The organism is Aeromonas sp. 160P, assembly GCF_055193095.1.
In genome coordinates this window covers 1,860,961-1,877,580 of the sequence record NZ_JBUXKV010000001.1, presented here as the reverse complement: position 1 = coordinate 1,877,580, position 16,620 = coordinate 1,860,961, and the positions used below count along the sequence as shown (strand labels likewise).

The 16,620-nt window shown below is 58.6% G+C and carries 17 protein-coding genes; 9 read left to right on the top strand and 8 right to left on the bottom strand.

All coding sequences use genetic code 11. The features are described 5' to 3' along the window. Positions 1–205: 205 nt before the first annotated feature. The 4 genes from ACY8FN_RS08915 to ACY8FN_RS08900 all read left to right on the top strand — a co-directional run bounded on the left by ACY8FN_RS08915 (position 206) and on the right by ACY8FN_RS08900 (position 4,470). Entirely contained in the window at positions 206–1,603 is a 1,398-nt protein-coding gene (locus ACY8FN_RS08915) for a nucleobase:cation symporter-2 family protein (RefSeq protein WP_463099785.1), read from the top strand. Positions 1,604–1,761: 158 nt separating this feature from the next. Then, positions 1,762–1,929, top strand: coding sequence for a hypothetical protein (locus tag ACY8FN_RS08910; RefSeq protein WP_157830565.1), 168 nt, complete (start codon positions 1,762–1,764; stop codon positions 1,927–1,929). 1 nt (position 1,930) lies between these two features. Continuing rightward, positions 1,931–4,096, top strand: a complete 2,166-nt coding sequence (gene yccS, locus ACY8FN_RS08905; RefSeq protein ID WP_463099784.1) for a YccS family putative transporter — start codon at positions 1,931–1,933, stop codon at positions 4,094–4,096. A gap of 23 nt (positions 4,097–4,119) precedes the next feature. Continuing rightward, on the top strand, positions 4,120–4,470 hold the full coding sequence (locus ACY8FN_RS08900) for a TusE/DsrC/DsvC family sulfur relay protein (protein WP_068978729.1): 351 nt from the start codon (positions 4,120–4,122) through the stop codon (positions 4,468–4,470). 98 nt (positions 4,471–4,568) lie between these two features. Here the strand turns inward: ACY8FN_RS08900 and ACY8FN_RS08895 are convergent, their stop codons facing one another. Then, positions 4,569–5,483 carry a Gfo/Idh/MocA family protein gene (locus tag ACY8FN_RS08895; protein ID WP_463099783.1) on the bottom strand — a complete coding sequence of 305 codons (915 nt, stop codon included), beginning with the start codon at positions 5,481–5,483 and terminating at the stop codon, positions 4,569–4,571. 127 nt (positions 5,484–5,610) lie between these two features. Then, positions 5,611–6,495: a LysR family transcriptional regulator gene (locus tag ACY8FN_RS08890; protein WP_463099782.1), complete on the bottom strand. Its 885-nt coding sequence runs from the start codon at positions 6,493–6,495 to the stop codon at positions 5,611–5,613. Positions 6,496–6,600: 105 nt separating this feature from the next. On the opposite strand from ACY8FN_RS08890, the gene ACY8FN_RS08885 reads away from it, so the two are divergent. The 4 genes from ACY8FN_RS08885 to ACY8FN_RS08870 all read left to right on the top strand — a co-directional run bounded on the left by ACY8FN_RS08885 (position 6,601) and on the right by ACY8FN_RS08870 (position 9,479). Next, the gene (locus ACY8FN_RS08885; RefSeq protein ID WP_339014184.1) at positions 6,601–7,209 is read left to right on the top strand and encodes a short chain dehydrogenase; all 609 of its coding nucleotides are present in this window, start codon (positions 6,601–6,603) and stop codon (positions 7,207–7,209) included. Positions 7,210–7,393: 184 nt separating this feature from the next. After that, complete coding sequence (locus ACY8FN_RS08880; RefSeq protein WP_463099781.1) at positions 7,394–7,894, top strand: DinB family protein; 501 nt, start codon at positions 7,394–7,396, stop codon at positions 7,892–7,894. Between the two features lie 236 nt (positions 7,895–8,130). Then, a complete protein-coding gene (locus ACY8FN_RS08875; protein ID WP_463099780.1) occupies positions 8,131–8,667 on the top strand; it encodes a YbhB/YbcL family Raf kinase inhibitor-like protein in 537 nt (178 codons plus the stop codon). 11 nt (positions 8,668–8,678) lie between these two features. Beyond that, positions 8,679–9,479 (top strand): helix-turn-helix transcriptional regulator, encoded by an 801-nt coding sequence (locus ACY8FN_RS08870; RefSeq protein ID WP_463099779.1) that lies wholly within the window; start codon positions 8,679–8,681, stop codon positions 9,477–9,479. Positions 9,480–9,635: 156 nt separating this feature from the next. Here ACY8FN_RS08870 and ACY8FN_RS08865 read toward each other — a convergent pair whose 3' ends face one another. From ACY8FN_RS08865 to ACY8FN_RS08855, 3 genes are all read right to left on the bottom strand, one after another. Continuing rightward, positions 9,636–10,187: a hemerythrin domain-containing protein gene (locus ACY8FN_RS08865; protein ID WP_101325394.1), complete on the bottom strand. Its 552-nt coding sequence runs from the start codon at positions 10,185–10,187 to the stop codon at positions 9,636–9,638. A gap of 70 nt (positions 10,188–10,257) precedes the next feature. After that, on the bottom strand, positions 10,258–10,935 hold the full coding sequence (gene ung / locus ACY8FN_RS08860) for a uracil-DNA glycosylase (protein ID WP_139718196.1): 678 nt from the start codon (positions 10,933–10,935) through the stop codon (positions 10,258–10,260). A gap of 69 nt (positions 10,936–11,004) precedes the next feature. Next, positions 11,005–11,739 carry a substrate-binding periplasmic protein gene (locus tag ACY8FN_RS08855; RefSeq protein ID WP_463099778.1) on the bottom strand — a complete coding sequence of 245 codons (735 nt, stop codon included), beginning with the start codon at positions 11,737–11,739 and terminating at the stop codon, positions 11,005–11,007. Positions 11,740–12,108: 369 nt separating this feature from the next. On the opposite strand from ACY8FN_RS08855, the gene grcA reads away from it, so the two are divergent. Continuing rightward, entirely contained in the window at positions 12,109–12,489 is a 381-nt protein-coding gene (gene grcA, locus ACY8FN_RS08850) for an autonomous glycyl radical cofactor GrcA (protein ID WP_042020546.1), read from the top strand. Positions 12,490–12,633: 144 nt separating this feature from the next. Here grcA and ACY8FN_RS08845 read toward each other — a convergent pair whose 3' ends face one another. The 3 genes from ACY8FN_RS08845 to kdsA all read right to left on the bottom strand — a co-directional run bounded on the left by ACY8FN_RS08845 (position 12,634) and on the right by kdsA (position 16,509). Beyond that, a complete protein-coding gene (locus ACY8FN_RS08845; RefSeq protein ID WP_068978738.1) occupies positions 12,634–13,914 on the bottom strand; it encodes a dicarboxylate/amino acid:cation symporter in 1,281 nt (426 codons plus the stop codon). A gap of 285 nt (positions 13,915–14,199) precedes the next feature. After that, on the bottom strand, positions 14,200–15,528 hold the full coding sequence (locus ACY8FN_RS08840; protein ID WP_463099777.1) for an IS4 family transposase: 1,329 nt from the start codon (positions 15,526–15,528) through the stop codon (positions 14,200–14,202). A 126-nt stretch (positions 15,529–15,654) separates the two neighbouring features. After that, positions 15,655–16,509 carry a 3-deoxy-8-phosphooctulonate synthase gene (gene kdsA / locus ACY8FN_RS08835; RefSeq protein WP_042020544.1) on the bottom strand — a complete coding sequence of 285 codons (855 nt, stop codon included), beginning with the start codon at positions 16,507–16,509 and terminating at the stop codon, positions 15,655–15,657. Positions 16,510–16,620: the final 111 nt, after the last annotated feature.

The window sequence follows — 16,620 nt, the reverse complement described above, 5'->3', positions numbered from 1 at the left end:
TTCTACACCGACTCAGGGGGGGGCAAGGGGAAATTAAACCGTGAGGGGGATCACACAAACCGACAGATGATAACCGCAGCGCGCAAACGTTTCAATGCATCGAAAAATAAACCTTTTTCCGCATAATTAGCGCTGGTCAGCACCATTTCAATCACTACAATAGCGCCCAATTTTCTCCCCCTCCCCACACCATTTCGAGGTACTTATGGAACAGGCTGCCGCCGCCCCCATCACCCCTGAGGCACATCCACCCCGACGAGCGCACAGCGAACTGGTCTACGGCATAGATGATGTCCCTCCACTGCCCCAGACCCTGTTCGCCGCCCTGCAGCATATGCTCGCCATGTTTGTCGCCATCATCACTCCCACTCTCATCATCGCCAATGCCCTCGGGCTCCCTGCTGCCGACACCCGTTATATCGTCTCCATGTCACTGGTCATGTCCGGCATTGCCTCCTTCATCCAGACCCGCCGTTTCGGCCCTGTCGGTTCCGGTCTGCTGTCGGTACAGGGCACCAGCTTCAACTTCCTCGGCCCTATCATCGCCTCGGGCCTCGCGCTGCAACAAGCCGCCATGCCGACGGAAGATATGCTCGGCACCCTGTTTGGCACCATGATGGTGGCGGCACTCACCATGGTGATCCTGAGTCGCTTTCTCCATCTGGTACAAAAGGTGATCACCCCGCTGGTGACCGGCATAGTGGTGTTGCTGATCGGCCTGACCCTGATCAAGGTGGGTCTGATCAGCATGGGCGGTGGCTACGGTGCCCTTGCGGATGGCAGCTTTGCCAGCCACAGCAACCTGTTGCTTTCCCTGCTGGTGCTCGGTCTTATCGTGCTGCTGCAGCGCAGCCGCAACCCCTGGCTACGTCTCTCGGCCATCATGATCGCCATGCTGACCGGCTATGCCGTGGCGCTGCTGCTGGGCAAGGTGACACCACCAACCTTTGACGGCCCCATGGTGATGGTGCCGATCCCCTTGCGTTATGGCCTGGGTTTTGACTGGCAGCTGTTTGTGCCACTGGCCATCATCTTTGTGGTCACCGCACTGGAAGCCATTGGTGATATGACCGCCACGTCGGATGTCTCTGGCGAACCGGTGAGCGGCAAGATCTATATGCAACGGATTAAAGGGGGGGTGCTGGCTGATGGTTGCAACTCGATCATGGCGGCGCTCTTCTCCACCTTCCCCATGTCCACCTTCAGCCAGAACAATGGCGTCATCCAGCTGACCGGGGTGGCCAGCCGCTATGTCGGCCTGTTTATCGCTGGCATGCTGGCGCTACTCGGCCTGTTCCCCGCGGTCGCCAGCCTGGTACAACAGATCCCGGAACCCGTGCTGGGAGGGGCCACCATAGTGATGTTCGGCACCATTGCTGCCGCGGGTGTCCGCATTATTTCCCGCGAGGAGCTGGATAGACGGGCCCTGATGATCCTGGCAGTCTCGATTGCGATGGGGCTGGGCGTCGCCCAGGTGCCCGAGGTCTTGCAACATATGCCGGAACTCGTCAAGAGCGTGCTCTCCTACGGCGTTGCCACCGGTGGTATCACTGCTATCTTGATGAACCTGTTGCTACCCAAGCGCGAAAAGCCTCGCGTCTGAGTCATCACCTCCCGATAGCGGATTTCAGTGTGGCGATGCCCGGTTTTTCCGGGGAGGTGGCGGGTAGTGACAAGGCTCGCCGGGCGCCAAACAGGATCATCGATTGACTCATCGCCATTTCTGTCAAGATAATAGGTAAATCAACAATATGAAGCGAAGTGGCCCTGATCCAAATCAGGGCCACTTCGCGCTTGGCAGGTTACTATCCCGCTCTCGTCTCGTTCAAAGGTTTCACCTCTCTCATGCTGATGGATCTCTCTGGCCTGCTGCGCGGACTGCTGACCGACAGTCGCATCGATTTCACTTCGCTCAAGGGGGGGATCTAGCATGCCCATGGAGTTCTCCAGTCTGTTACGCCGACTGCTCACCGATAGTCACATCTACTTCGCCCTCAAGGTGCTGCTGGCCATTCTCGGTCTGCTCGCCTTCACCCTGGCCACCGGCAATATCCAGCTCACCGTGCTGCTCTCCCTCGGGGTAGTGGCAGGGGCCATCGCCGAAACCGATGACAGCCTGTGGGGGCGGCTCAAGAACCTCGCCATGACGCTGATCTGCTTCATGTTTGCGTCCCTCTGCGTGCAGTATCTCTACCCTACCCCCTGGCTATTCGCCATCGGGCTCGCCAGCTCCACCTTTATCTTCGTGATGGTGGGGGCGCTCGGTGCCCGCTACGCCACCATCAGCTTTGGCTCGCTGCTGATCGCCATCTACACCATGCTGGGGGCCGCCAAGGCGCCGGATCTCTTCTACCAGCCGCTGGCGCTCGGTGCTGGCGCCCTCTGGTACGGGCTGGTCTCTTTCATCTGGCTCTGGCTGCTGCCCTACAAGACCCTGCACGAACAGCTGGCCCAGAGCTACTTCGCCCTTGGCCGCTATCTGCTGGAAAAAGCCCGCTTCTTCCCGGCGGACGAGCACGGTGCCCAGGCCATTCGCCACAATCTGGCCCAGCTCAATATCAATCTGGTGAGTGCGTTGACCCTCACCAAGTCGGCCCTCAACGCCCGCCTCAGCCGCCGCCATCCGGCCAGCCCCGAGCTGGCCAGCCTGCTGCGCCTCTACCTGTTGGCGCTGGAAATTCACGAGCGCGCCACCTCCAGTCACTACCCCTACAGCCGACTGGAAGCTGAGCTCAAACAGGGCATAGTGCTGGAAGGATTTCAGGAGGTGTTCCTGCAACTCTCCGAGGCGTGTCAGCGGCTCGGCTACGCCATTCTGGTACACAAGCCCTACACCCATAACAAGCGCATTCACTGGACGCTGCAGGCCCTTGGCGATCAGCTGGAGTTCACCCACCTCAAGCAGCACTACCCGAAAACCCTGCTGACGCCGATGAAGTTTCTGCGCCGCAATCTGGCCAGCATCAACCAACTGTTGGGCAGCGCCGAGGGGCTGCAAAACCCCGAGCAGGCGCCGCAAAACCTGCCCGCGCTGGCCCGCCCGCCCCGGCTGCCGCTGCTGACCCAGCTCAAACAGCACCTCACCCTGCACTCCATGGTGTTTCGCCATGCGCTGCGCCTCTCCTTGGGGCTGGTGATCGGCTACGGCATACTGCAAGCCTTTGATCTGGAAAAGGGTTACTGGATATTGCTCACAGTGCTGTTTGTCTGCCAGCCCAGCTACAGCGCCACCCGCCGCCGACTGGTGCAGCGGATGCTCGGCACCTTCGCCGGTATTCTGGTGGGCATTCCGGTGCTCTGGCTGTTCCCCGAGCTGCACGTTCAGCTGGTGGTGATGGGGCTGGCCGCCTTCCTGTTCTTCACCCAGGTGCGCAACAACTACAGCGCCGCAGTCTGCTTTATCACTCTCTATGTACTGATGGCGTTCAACCTGCTCGATGGCATCGGCTTTGCCATTCTGGGGCCGCGTTTGCTCGATACCCTGCTCGGCTGCCTGATCTCCTACGGGCTGGTGGCCTGGCTGTGGCCGGACTGGCAATACAAACGGCTGCCGACCCTGATCGCCAATTCGCTGTCGGCCAACGCCCGTTACCTCTCGGCGGTGCTGGCGAGCCTCACCCAGCAGCGGGATGAATCCATAGACTATCGGGTGGCGCGCAAGAGCGCCCATCTGGCCGACAGCGAGCTGGCCACCGCCTGGCAGAGCATGCTGGTGGAGCCGCAAAAGCGCCGCCGCTTCCTCGATCTCTGCTTTACCCTCACCTGGCGCAACCACGCCCTGCTCTCCTACATCTCGGCGCTGGGGGCCCATCGCGACAAGCTGGAGGCAGTAAACGGGCTGGAGGAGCTGCGCCACCATATCTGCCACACCCTGGAGCAGGCCGCTGGCCATCTGGCGGGCAACCCCTCCAGCTCCATCGGCAACAAGAACCTGCTGATCACCCCGGATGGCGACCAGGAGTGCAGCGAGGAGCAGCTGATGCTGACCCAGCAGCTCAACCTGATCAGCGAGCTGGCGGATCAGTTGCTGCATCTGGCCAACGAGAGCCGGTTGCTCACCGGGGATCAAGGCGCTACCATGCCCGCCCAATCCTGATAGCCCCATTAGCGAGGAGCCCCATGTCTGCGTCCGAACAACATCAGCTGGAATTGAACGGCCAACTCATCAAGACCGATGCCAAGGGCTACCTGCTCAACAGCAGCGACTGGAGCGAGGAGCTGGCGCTGGTACTGGCTGCGCAGGAGGGGATCGAGCTGGAGGAGCCGCACTGGGAAGTGGTGCGGTTTGTGCGCGCCTTCTATCTGGAGTTCAACACCTCCCCCGCCATCCGCGCGCTGGTCAAGGCGATGGAGAAGCAGTACGGCCCCGAGAAGGGCAACAGCCGCTACCTCTACAAGCTATTCCCGGAAGGACCCGCCAAGCAGGCGACCAAGATTGGCGGCCTGCCCAAGCCGGTGAAATGCATCTGATCCCATAAAACGGGGGCCGCAACTGCGGCCCCCGTTGTTGTTGGTGCGCCTTGCTCACGCACCTTCCATTCATATTCCTCGCACTGACTCAGCCTGCCTTATCCCCGCTGTTCAGCCTGCGCCACCAGCTGCTCTGCAAGCCGGTGACCGTGCAGGTAGGAAGCGATCAGCTCGCTATCGGCCTTACCCGATCCAATCTGCTGATACCAGTGTTCCAGCATGGCAGCAAAGCCGCGCTGGGCCAGCACCGGCTGCCAGTCGTTGGGGGCCAGCGTCTGCGCCTGCTTGTCGCGGGCGATAATGCCGCGGGTGCAATTCTCAAGGTGCAGCGAGAGATTGTCGCCGTAGGCGTCGATGCGCTCCTCGGTGATGCCGGAGCTGCGATTCATGCTGCCGCTGATGGCGCGATCGCCGCTCTGCCAGCTGACGCTCACCCCGGCCAGCAAGCGCTGGTCCTGGGCACTTGGCCGCAGCACCGCCTGAAAATCCCCCTGTGGCGCACCGCCATAAAAACAGAGGCTGTCGAGCACATGGATAAAGTCGTCGAACAGAAAATCCCGCGCCCGCCCCGGCAGGGCAAAGCGGTGTTTTTGCCAGTTAAGTTCGGTGAGCGGCTGGGCGCGGGCGGCATCCATGGCGGGCAGATAGCGACGGTTGAAGCCGACAAACAGCGCACAATCCTGTGCCATGGCGAGGTTGGCAAGCTCCTCGGCCTCGGCCAGCGTGTCACACAGCGGCTTATCGACAAAGGTGGGGATACCCGCGCGCAGGCACTGCTCGGCAATCTGGCTGTGGACGGCGGTAGCGGCGTGGATCATCACGGCGTCGGGGCGGCTGGCCAGCAGGGCTGCCACATCGGTAAAGCACTCGGCGACCCGATACTGGCGGGCGAGCTTCTCCAGCACCGCTGGATTGCGGGTGCAGAGCAGCGGGGTGACCCGCTCATTGCTCGTCAGCAGCGGCAGATAGGCTTTTTGGGCGATATCCCCCAGACCAATCATGGCAATGCGCATCTCAACTCCTTTTCACTCGATAACGGGACAAGCGGATAACTGCCCGCACCATCGCAGGATTTCCCCCGCAGATCCAGCCTGCCGTTACCACGCTGCTGACGCTGGCCTTTCTCTGCCAGCGGCTGCGTTATCTGGGCGTGGCAAGGGCGCTGACCGACTTAATCACCTCGGCCAGCCACTCGATAGCCAGATTGCCCTGACTTTTGCGATGTCTGCCGACCACCACCTCGAACGGCTGCGGCGCCCCGGCCAGCGCCAGCAAGCGAAAATCCCCAAGGGCGGCGATGGCCGACGGAATGCAGGCCGCCACGTCATTGACCGACATAAAGGCTTGCAACGAGGTGTAACAGGGGAGCGTCGCCACCGCCGAGCGGGTGACCTGCTGCGGGCTCATTTGTCCTTCAAAATTGCCGACGCTGTTGGCGAACTGCACAAAGGGGATGGCCGCCATATCCTGCGACTGGGCATTATCCGGAAGATATCGGGAGTCCTGGCGCAGCACGCAGCAGTAGTGATCCCGGCGCAGGGTGGCGCGCAGCAACCCCGGGTCGATATAGGCATCAAAGCCAATCACCAGATCGACCTCGCCACTGGCCAGAGCGTCCAGATGCAGCTCGGCCTGAAAGTCCACCACATCGAGCCGGATGGAGGGCGCCAGGCGTCGCAGAGCGCTCGCCAACCTTGGAATAATGGCGAGTTGGGCATACTCGTTGGCCATCACCCTGAAGGTGCGCTGGCTGCTGGCCGGAACGAAGGGCGCAGCCACAAAGACCCCGTCGATGTCGGCCAGGATCTGCTCAAACTTGTCGGCCAGCTCGCAGGCGTAGTCGGTCGACTGCAATCCGGCGCTCTGGCGGATAAAGAGCTCGGCGGGAAAGGCATCGCGCAGCTTTTTCAGATGGCTGCTCACCCCCTGCTGGGAGATCTCCAGCAGCTCGGCCACCCGCGACACACTCTTGTGTCTGACCAGCAGCACCAGCACCCGCATCTGCCTGATATCGATCTTCTCCACCCTCACCTCACCAATTTAAGTTGTATCACATACAAATCACCCATGATTTACATTGTATCAGTGGCTCTCTAACCTTGCAGCTCTTCCAGCAAAGCGAGGTTAACGATGAAAACGGTCATTCTGATTGGTGCACAGGGGAAAATGGGGCAAGCCGCCCTCAGTGGTTTGGGCAAGCACAAAGTGATCACCGCCAGCCGCTCCGGCGAGGGGTGTGATTTTCAGGTGGATATCACCAGCAGAGAGTCTATCGAGCGGCTCTACCAAAACGTGGGTTCCTTCGATGCGGTGGTCAATACCGCCGGCTATTGCGAATACGCCCCCTTTGGCGAGATGAGCGACGAGCAGTGGCAAACCACCATCCAGAGCAAGCTGATGGGCCAGATCAATCTGGTCAATGTCGGCCTCAACTACATCAATCAGGGCGGCTCCTTCACCCTGATCTCCGGCATCCTCAATATCAAGCCGATCCCGCTGGCCATTGCCGATGCCACCACCAGTGGCGCCATCGATACCTTTGTCCAGTGCGTGGCCCACGAGCTGCCCCGCGGCATCCGCATCAATGTGGTCAACCCGACCGTACTGGAAGAAGCGTGGGACGTGTATGGCGAGATGATGCCCGGCTTCCAGCCGGTGCCGGGCGCCCTGGTCGGCAAGGCGTTTGAGCGCTCCGTCGATGGCTTTATTACCGGCCAGGTGCTCTATGTCGATGCCTGATCCCGTTCAGGCCTGACCCCAATGCCTTTGTAATCCCTTGTCGATGATTTTCCTCTTCCCCGACAGCGCCAGCTTTCGGGGCTTTTTGTATTGGAAGCGTCAAGCCCGCCACAGCATGGGTTTCGTATTGAGCCCTTTTTGGCTAACATGCCGCACTTCACGAAGCGACAAGGGCAAGGAAGCGATGGGCAACAAGACACTGCAATCTCTCTTTCACTACAAGCGCTGGGCCGATGGCGAGCTGCTGGATGCGATCGCCACACTCGATGCGCAGCAATATGGCGAGGCCCACCACACCTGCCTTAGGATCTTCAACCATATCCATGTGGTCGATGCCATCTTCAAAGCGAATCTACTGGGTAAAACCCACGGCTTTGCCGCCACCAATACCCCGGAGACGCCAACGTTGACCGCCCTTCGCAACGCAGTCACTGAGCTGGATAACTGGTTGGTGGATTACGTCGCGACCATCAGCCCGCAGGAGGGGGCAACCCCGCTCTCATTTCGCTTTGTCGATGGTGACAAGGGGCAGATGAGCCGCGACGAAATGTTGCTCCATCTGGTGACTCACGGCGGCTATCACAGGGGGGCTATCGGGCGGATTCTGGTGCAATGCGGCATCACGCCGCCGCGCGATACCCTGACCACCTTCCTGCATCGCAGCGAGCCAGCACGGCAACGATGACCCTCTCGTGGCCTGGGCGGTGACGAGATGATCCTGCGCTAAGCCGCACCTCTCATCGTCAAACAAAAACCGGCATCCATGATGCCGGTTTTTTATGGCTGCAATTTACCCTCTCGCCACAAAACAACCAAAAGGCTCATACAACTCATCTCATGACATCATAATGAGCCGTTCTGCAATAATATTCTGCCCCGTCCTCGCTAAAGTGATCCCGTTACCACACGAGGAGTCACCCGATGAAATTGCTCAAACACAGTGCCCTGCTGCCCCTGCTCTGCCTGACGGCCATGCCCGCCTTTGCCATGACCCTGAAGAGCACGGATATTCACGAAGGCCAGCTGATGGACAAACAGTTCAGCTTCAACGGCTTTGGCTGTAGCGGTGACAACCGCTCGCCCCAGCTGAGCTGGCAGGATCTGCCGGCAGGCACCCAGCGCGTCGCCATCACCGCCTATGACCCCGATGCCCCCACCGGCAGCGGTTGGTGGCACTGGCTGGTGGTGAACCTGCCTGCCACCCAGAGCGAGCTGGCCAGGAATGCCTCCGGCAAGCTCAAGCAGGGATTGGAGATCCGCACCGACTTTGGCAGCCAGGGTTACGGCGGCCCGTGCCCACCCGCGGGTCACGGCATGCACCGCTATCAGTTCACCGCCTGGGCCCTGCCCCATGATCTCGAGGTGAAGGCCGATACCCCGCCCGCTATGGTAGGCTACATGCTCAACAGCATGGCGCTCGGCAAGGCCACCCTGACCGCCACCTTCGTCACCCCCTAGGAGCCAACCGGATGAGCACTCCCCTGCTGCAACAGAGCCACTATCTCGGGATCCGCCAGCAGCCCCTGCACCGGGTGCTCATCTATGCCCCGACCCTCATCTGGGTCACTCAGGGGAGCAAGCAACTGTGGTGGCGCGAGCGGCGTCTGTCATTTGACAGGGAGCGCTGGCTGCTGATCCCGGCAGGGCACCAGCTCACCTTCATCAATCAGCCGGAGCAGGGCAAATTTCGCTCCCACGCCATCACATTGCTCACCCCACCGCCGAAAGAATGGCTGGCCGCGTCAGCCCCTTCCCATGCCGATCTGGATGAGCCAGCAGTCAAGGTCACCCCCGGGCTCGCCTTCTGCTTCGAGCTGATCAGCACCATGGCCGAGCGGGGCCTGAGTGAGGCGACCCAGGCCGAGCTGCTGCGCGGCTTTTACGCCGAACTGCGGGCCGAAAATGCCCTAGGGTTGCTCTTCCCCGCCAGCACCATGACCCTCGGCGAGCGGCTGGCCCGCTACCTGGCGGTCGAGCCCGGCATCGACCACACCCTTGAGGCGGTGGCACCACACTTCGCCATGAGTCGCGCCTCCATGGTGCGCAAGCTGGCCGCCGAAGATCGCTGCTTTCGCCAGTTGCTGGCTCAGGTTCGCATGAGCCATGCCCTCAACCTGCTGCAACAGGGCCTGACCCCGCTGGAGGTCGCCCTCGCCTGCGGTTATGACTCCCCCAGCCGTTTTGCAGCCCGCTTCAAACAGGAGTTCGGTCTGACTCCCCACCAATATCTGCACACCTGTCCATCCACCCCGCGCAGTCACGCCAGATAGTCGATAAGTAATTCTCCGAAGAGAGTTACTGCCAGCAGTTTTCTGTCCTTGGGCTGCGCAATGGATGGCAACACCCATGATGCAAAAGGCCTCCGGATGGAGGCCTTTCTGTTTTCACTCACGCGGTACCCGCCGCGCTGCAGGTACGCCCGCCTCTTAGCCGGTCGTGAGCGGCAAAGAGAGGCGTTTGGCCAACGCCTGAAAGTGCTGGCTCACCTCAGCCCCGAACAGGGGGTCGCCAATGGCACGGTTCTGCCAGTTTTGCTCCAGCTGGCGCCAGTCATCCTCGGTCAGGGCGTTACGCAGATGGGGGAAGATCTCTCCCTCTTCGTAGTTCATGTGCGCCTCTTGCAGCGCCACAAATTGCTCCAGTCTGCTGGTGAATTGATCAAGGGGGATCACCGCATCCATCAAGATCATCTCTACCATCTCCTTGAGATCGGTACCCGCCTCCAGCAATTTGAGGTGATCTTCTTGTAAGCGGTGAGCCACCTCACCCTCTACCATCCGATATTTCAGGTAGTAGTCATAGATGAGGTCTTCCTTGGGATGGTGATACTTGTCAGAAACCTCCCGCAGATAGTCGATGACATCCCGCACCAAAAAGTAGCTGATCGGCTGTTCGGCATGGATCGCCGCCAACTTGTGCTTGAGCAGCTCCAAGAGTCGGGCGATGTTGAGATGTTCCTTGTGCAGACTGGATAACATGGGCACTCCTTGGCTCTCAATTAATGTTATGTCCCTGAGTATACGGTCATTTGTCGCCCAAACTTTGCACTCAATCAAGTGAAGTGCAGACAGAATTCCACAGGATCGGCTCCTTGCCCTGCTGTTCCAGCAAGCGATTGGTCTCGGTAAAGTGGCCACAACCGATGAAACCACGGTGGGCAGAGAGAGGGCTCGGATGGGGGGCGGTCAATACATGGTGGCGCTGACGATCGATAAAACGCCCCTTCTTCTGGGCATGAGCCCCCCACAACAGGAAGACTACCCCCTGACAGCTGGCATTGATCTGTTCGATAACCCGATCGGTGAAGGTCTCCCAACCGAGCTGAGCGTGAGAGTGAGCCTGACCGGCCTGCACCGTCAGCACTGTATTGAGCAGCAAAACCCCCTGTTTGGCCCAGGATTCGAGAAAGCCGTGATTGGGGGTGACAAAGTCGGGCAGATCCCGCTGCAGCTCTTTATAGATGTTGACCAGGGAAGGCGGGGTACGCACCCCGGGTAGGACGGAGAAACAGAGACCGTGCGCCTGATTGGGGCCGTGGTAGGGGTCTTGCCCCAGGATCACCACCTTGACCTGATCCAGCTCGGTCAGCTTGAAGGCATTGAACACATCAGCTGTTGGCGGGTAGATCACCTTGCCCGCTTCCCGCTCCGCTCTGACGGTCGCCAGCGTAAGTTTGAAATAGTCCTGCTCTTTTTCAGAGCCAATCACATCACTCCAGGTCTGCACCCCTAACTCCTCACTTGAATCGGCGAAGGGCTCAGGATAGGGGGCCAGCCTACAAGACGCAACAGTGGCTCACGGTTGCCAGATCCGGGCAACACGCCCCGAGCGCTCCAACTTGTGCAGACCAGCGTTGAACAGCAACATCAGACGGCGCGCATCAGGATCAGCCTTGCGCATCAACAGGTATCCCGGTTGCGACCAGATAGGATCAGCGACGTGGGTCAGCGCCAGCGATGGAGGATGACGGGAGATCGCTTGCTGGAACAGGGTCTGTGCCACCTGCTCATCCATCACCAGATAGCGGATACGCCCGGCGAGCAACTTGCCCATGCTCTGCTCATCGGAATCTGACCACTCGAGGGTGAGCCCGGCTTGGCGGGCGGCAAACCCATCGCCATAAAAATAGCCACGGGTGACCCCGACCGGCTGCTCTTTTAGCTCCCCCAGATTCACCTGCGGCGAACCGGTCAGCATAAAGAGGCGAGTCGTGAAATCGCCGAGCGAGGCAGAAAAATAAAAGTACTGTTCACGTTCACTGGAACGAAACCAGGGCATGGTGACCACATACCTCCCCTCCTGGGTCAGCCGGTAAGCCTCGGCCCAGGGGTAGAAGTGAAAACTGACATCCAGCCCCGACTGGGCGAAGGCCTCGCGTACCAACTGGCAGAGAAAGCCCTGATTGGGCAGCGCCTCACTGATATAGGGCGGCCACTCGCCCACGGCAATGCGCACCGTCTCGGCACGCACTGCGCTGGTACAACAACACAACAGGGCTAGCCATGCCCACTTTCGCCACCCGCTCTTCACCCGGCACTCTCCTCAGTGTGTTTGCTGAGTGTAGCCAATCCCCCTGCCCTCATCAGAAAAAAGCCTAAAAGGTGTAGTTAAATTACTAAATTGGAGATATAAAAGATGCATTATTTGGATATCTTACAATTTCGGAAAAATGACCTAAATTTGATTCAACTCAATAAATTAATACCGTTGACATGCGGCTTTATTGAATTTTATTGATCTGGATCAATTTTGGTAATATTACCACCATGGTATATATGACCGCATCAAAGTAAAGGTGTAAGGCAAGGGCCCTTTAAGTCATCGCCATCGACGGTAGCTTAAATACATCAGGGTAATTTCCTTACAGTTGGATTCGCGTTCCCATTGAGGAGTCATACCATGATCAAAGGCATTCAAATCACCCAAGCTGCTAACACCGCTCTGCTGAACTCTTTCTGGCTGCTGGACGAAGAGAAGCAACAAGCTCGCTGCATCTGCGTCAAAGGCGATGCTTTCGCTGCCGATCAAGAAGTGCAACTGGCTGACCTGGGTCAGTTCGAATATCGTGAACTGCCAGTGCAAACTGACCCGGTTGTTGAAGGTGGCCAGCACCTGAACGTCAACGTTCTGCGTCGCGAAACCCTGGAAGATGCTATCGCCAACCCGGAGAAGTACCCGCAGCTGACCATCCGTGTATCTGGCTACGCAGTGCGTTTCAACGCCCTGACCCCGGAACAGCAGCGTGACGTGGTTACCCGTACTTTCACCGCCAGCCTGTAATCAGCGCTTTGCAGTGAACCGCTGATACTCACGGTATCAACACAAAAAGATACTCGCGGTATCAGCACAATAAAAAAACGGCCAAACGGCCGTTTTTTTATTGCCCCCGCACCAGCCAACGCGGCCGTGCGGGGGAAAATGCGCTTAAGCCCTGTCCACTTCCAGCTGCCCGGCCTTGCCGCCGAGCACCGCATCCATCTTCTTCTGGTCCAGCTGCTTGCAGTATTTGGCGACCACCACAGTCGCAACCCCGTTACCGATCAGGTTGGTCAGCGCCCGCGCTTCGGACATGAAGCGGTCGATCCCCAGGATCAGCGCCAAACCGGCCAGTGGCAGATGGCCCACTGCCGAAATGGTCGCCGCCAGCACGATAAAGCCGCTACCGGTTACCCCGGCCGCCCCTTTCGAGGAGATCAGCAGCACTACCAGCAGGGTGATCTGCTGGAACAGGTCCAGCGGCGTATTGGTGGCCTGCGCGATGAAAATCGCCGCCATGGTCAGATAGATGGAGGTGCCATCCAGGTTGAAGGAGTAACCGGTCGGAATAACCAGCCCTACTACCGATTTCTGGCAACCCAGCTTCTCCATCTTGTCCAGCATCCGTGGCAATACCGACTCGGAAGAGGAGGTCCCCAGCACGATCAGCAGCTCCTCGCGAATGTAGGAGATAAAACGCAAGATGCTGAAACCGGAGGCTTTGGCGATGCTACCCAGCACAACGAAGATGAAGAAGAGGCAGGTGATATAGAAGCAGGCGATCAACTGGCCCAACTGCACCAGCGAACCCACCCCGTATTTACCGATGGTAAATGCCATTGCCCCGAATGCACCGATCGGTGCCAGTCTCATTATCATATTGATAATGCCAAATATGACTTTGGAGAAACTGTCGATGACGCCGAAAATAACCTGTCCCTTTTCGCCAATATGGTGAAGGGAAAAACCGAACAGCACCGCAAACAGCAATACCTGCAAGATATTGCCGCTGGCAAAGGCGCCAATCACGCTGCCCGGAATAATATCCAGCAAAAAGGCGATAATGCCCTGTGACTTGGCCTGTTCCGCATAAGCAGAGATGGCGCTGGCATCCAGTGCAGCCGGATCGACATTCATGCCAACCCCGGGTTGCAGCAGGTTGACCACGCACAGCCCGATGATCAGGGCGATGGTGCTGACCACCTCGAAGTAGAGCAGGGCAATGGCGCCGGTCTTGCCGACCGCTTTCATGCTCTCCATCCCGGCAATACCGGTGACCACGGTACAGAAAATAACGGGGGCGATGATCATCTTGATCAATTTGACGAAGCCATCACCGAGGGGCTTCATATCAGCGCCCAGTTCCGGATAGACATGCCCCAGTAATACCCCGAGGGTAATCGCGAGCAATACCTGAAAATAGAGGCTGCTAAATAGTTTCTTTCGCATTATTAACGTCCTGTTAATTTAATTGCACATTGTTAGGGCAGCAATAAACATGCAGATAGCCGGGACGAGATATCTGCGTATCTCACCCGATCCATGCCGTTTCTGCATTACTACGGCGACTACTCTACATGTAATAAAAAACAATTAAGAGACATTAATCACACAACAAAATTAACACCTTTAACGCCACAGCAACCAATGGTTGTTTGCTCAAAGATTAATTTTAGCCTTTAGCAAAATATGGCAGATATAAAAAATGCCCCGCATTGCGGTAATGCCAGTCAGTTAAGCCTGACTGGCATTGTTTTTATTGGCTTTTTTAACTCCATACTTCTGTGGCCTTGGCTTCACGCTGCGGGGATAACTTCGCTCCCTTCGGGCCGGCAACACAAACTGCCCTGCCTGTTTCTCTAGCTCCGCAACGCGTCCCGGGATATTCCCCGGCGACACATACGGCATACAGCTCAGTTCATGGATGAGGTAGACCGAGGCCATGTGAAAACTCAGCTGGCTCGCCGTGTATCCCTTCAGGCTCGCCGCCATCTTTACCATCTGGCTGCGCAGCAGGTTGTACGCCAACAGCACGCCCCACAACTCTTGCCGTATACCCGCCGCCTTCTTGCTGCGCAGGGTCAGCCGGTGCTGTTGCAGGCTGTGCTTCATCTCCCGATAGCCCAACTCGATTTCCCAGCGGTGGCCATACAGTTCGACGATATCGGCGCCCACAAAGCGCATCGGGTCGACCATTGAGGTCAGCACCTGCCGCTCTTTGCCGTTGATGGTGCGGGTCAGTAAACGTGCCTCAACAGTCTCTGGCAGTTGCGGCCACTTCTTCCTCGCCTGTGGACTGGTTGTGAGACGCACCAGGGCATCCTGGCGCCCCAGCTTGCGCACCACCTCGTATTGCGTGCCCTTTTTGAGTGGCAGCAACCAGTGCCGCTCGCTGCCAGTGGTTTGCCAGGCATGGAGCAAACCGAGCGAGTAAAACCCCTTGTCGAACAGGGTCAGCGAGTGGTCCGGCGTGCGCGCGACAAGCTGTTCGGCCAGTACCATCTCGTTGACGGCGCAGCTCTCCATGACCGCTTGAACAAGCAGGTGGCTGGTCAGCTCCATCTGGCAGAGCATGCGCACCTGAGGATAGGCGGTCTCCCCATGCTGGGTACCGGGCTTGGCAAAGGCGGCGGCATTGTCCGGGGTATCAGGCGTGCGCCACATCACGCCATCGACGGCGAGCAGTTGCAGCCCGGCCCAGCCGGGGTGATTGGCCTGCTGGTGCCAGCCTGCGGCGGTTTCGTGAAACAGGCGTTCGATGCTCTTGTGGCCAAGCTTTTGGCGAGCTTGCAGGAAGGCGCTGGGGGCGACGAAGGGGCGGTCACCGGGCAAGAGGATATCGAGCTGATTGACCAGCTGGGTCATGGGGACGTGGCGGAAGATGGCCATGCCGATGATGGCCCAGACCAGTCGCTCCATGGGCATACGGCGACGGCGGAGGGTAGCAACGCCCTCTTCGCCGAGCAGCGTGGTGATGAGCTCGGTGGGAATGAGGTCGGAGAGTGACTCAAACTGAGCGGCATTACTGGCGTGGAGGAAGTCGAGAGCTTGAGCGATACGCATAAAAAATCCGAAACCAATCAACAGGTTTCGGATTTTCACACATCAGAAGGATCGGTCAATGGATCCTTAACTGATCGGCATTACCGCATTGCGGAGCATTTTTCATCAAGCACGACAGCGTCGGGATCAGACCGAGGTATCGAGAGGTTCGAAGCCCTTGATCAGGTCATCGATGGCCTTCATCTGCTTGAGGAAGCCTTCCAGCTTCTCCAGCGGCAAGGCGCTCGGGCCATCGCAGCGAGCGATCTTCGGATCCGGGTGGGATTCGATAAAGAGACCAGCCAGACCCACTGCCATACCGGCGCGAGCCAGCTCGGTCACCTGCTCGCGGCGACCACCGGAGGCTGCTCCCAACGGATCACGGCACTGCAGGGAGTGGGTCACGTCAAAGATCACCGGGTAACCGCCGGTGCTCTTCTTCATCACCCCGAGCCCCAGCATGTCTACCACCAGGTTGTCGTAACCAAAGTTGGCGCCGCGCTCGCAGAGGATCAAGCGGTCATTACCGCACTCTTCGAACTTGTCGGTGATGTTCTTCATCTGACCCGGGCTCAGGAACTGGGGCTTTTTGATGTTGATGACATTGCCGGTGCGCGCCATCGCTTCCACCAGATCGGTCTGGCGTGCCAGGAAAGCGGGCAGCTGGATCACATCAACCACCTCGGCAACAGCCTTGGCCTGATGGGGCTCGTGCAGATCAGAGATCACCGGCATGCCGAAGGTGGCCTTCAGCTCCTGGAAAATTTTCATCCCCTCTTCCAGACCCGGACCGCGATAGGAGTGGATTGAAGAGCGATTAGCCTTATCCCAGCTCGCTTTGAAGACAAACGGAATACCCAGCTTGGTCGTCACTTCCATATACTTCTCGCACACCGCCATCGCCATATCGCGCGATTCCAGTACGTTCATGCCGCCGAACAGCACAAACGGTTTGTCGTTGGCAACGTCGATCTCGTTGATCTTGATATTCTTCTGGTCCATCTAAGACATCCTTAATAAACGGGTTTGGGTCTTGGGGCATGAAGCCAAGTTAGTCGCTGCGACCGGGCACAGCAGCCTTGATATTCTTCTGTTTCAGTTCCAAGACATCTT

Coding starts and splice junctions, on each gene's coding strand:
- ACY8FN_RS08915 (WP_463099785.1), top strand. CDS start 206: ATGGAACAGGCTGCCGCCGCCCCCATCACCCCTGAGGCACATCCACCC.
- yccS (WP_463099784.1), top strand. CDS start 1,931: ATGCCCATGGAGTTCTCCAGTCTGTTACGCCGACTGCTCACCGATAGT.
- ACY8FN_RS08900 (WP_068978729.1), top strand. CDS start 4,120: ATGTCTGCGTCCGAACAACATCAGCTGGAATTGAACGGCCAACTCATC.
- ACY8FN_RS08895 (WP_463099783.1), bottom strand. CDS start 5,483: ATGCGCATTGCCATGATTGGTCTGGGGGATATCGCCCAAAAAGCCTAT.
- ACY8FN_RS08885 (WP_339014184.1), top strand. CDS start 6,601: ATGAAAACGGTCATTCTGATTGGTGCACAGGGGAAAATGGGGCAAGCC.
- ACY8FN_RS08880 (WP_463099781.1), top strand. CDS start 7,394: ATGGGCAACAAGACACTGCAATCTCTCTTTCACTACAAGCGCTGGGCC.
- ACY8FN_RS08875 (WP_463099780.1), top strand. CDS start 8,131: ATGAAATTGCTCAAACACAGTGCCCTGCTGCCCCTGCTCTGCCTGACG.
- ACY8FN_RS08870 (WP_463099779.1), top strand. CDS start 8,679: ATGAGCACTCCCCTGCTGCAACAGAGCCACTATCTCGGGATCCGCCAG.
- ACY8FN_RS08865 (WP_101325394.1), bottom strand. CDS start 10,187: ATGTTATCCAGTCTGCACAAGGAACATCTCAACATCGCCCGACTCTTG.
- grcA (WP_042020546.1), top strand. CDS start 12,109: ATGATCAAAGGCATTCAAATCACCCAAGCTGCTAACACCGCTCTGCTG.
- ACY8FN_RS08845 (WP_068978738.1), bottom strand. CDS start 13,914: ATGCGAAAGAAACTATTTAGCAGCCTCTATTTTCAGGTATTGCTCGCG.
- ACY8FN_RS08840 (WP_463099777.1), bottom strand. CDS start 15,528: ATGCGTATCGCTCAAGCTCTCGACTTCCTCCACGCCAGTAATGCCGCT.
- kdsA (WP_042020544.1), bottom strand. CDS start 16,509: ATGGACCAGAAGAATATCAAGATCAACGAGATCGACGTTGCCAACGAC.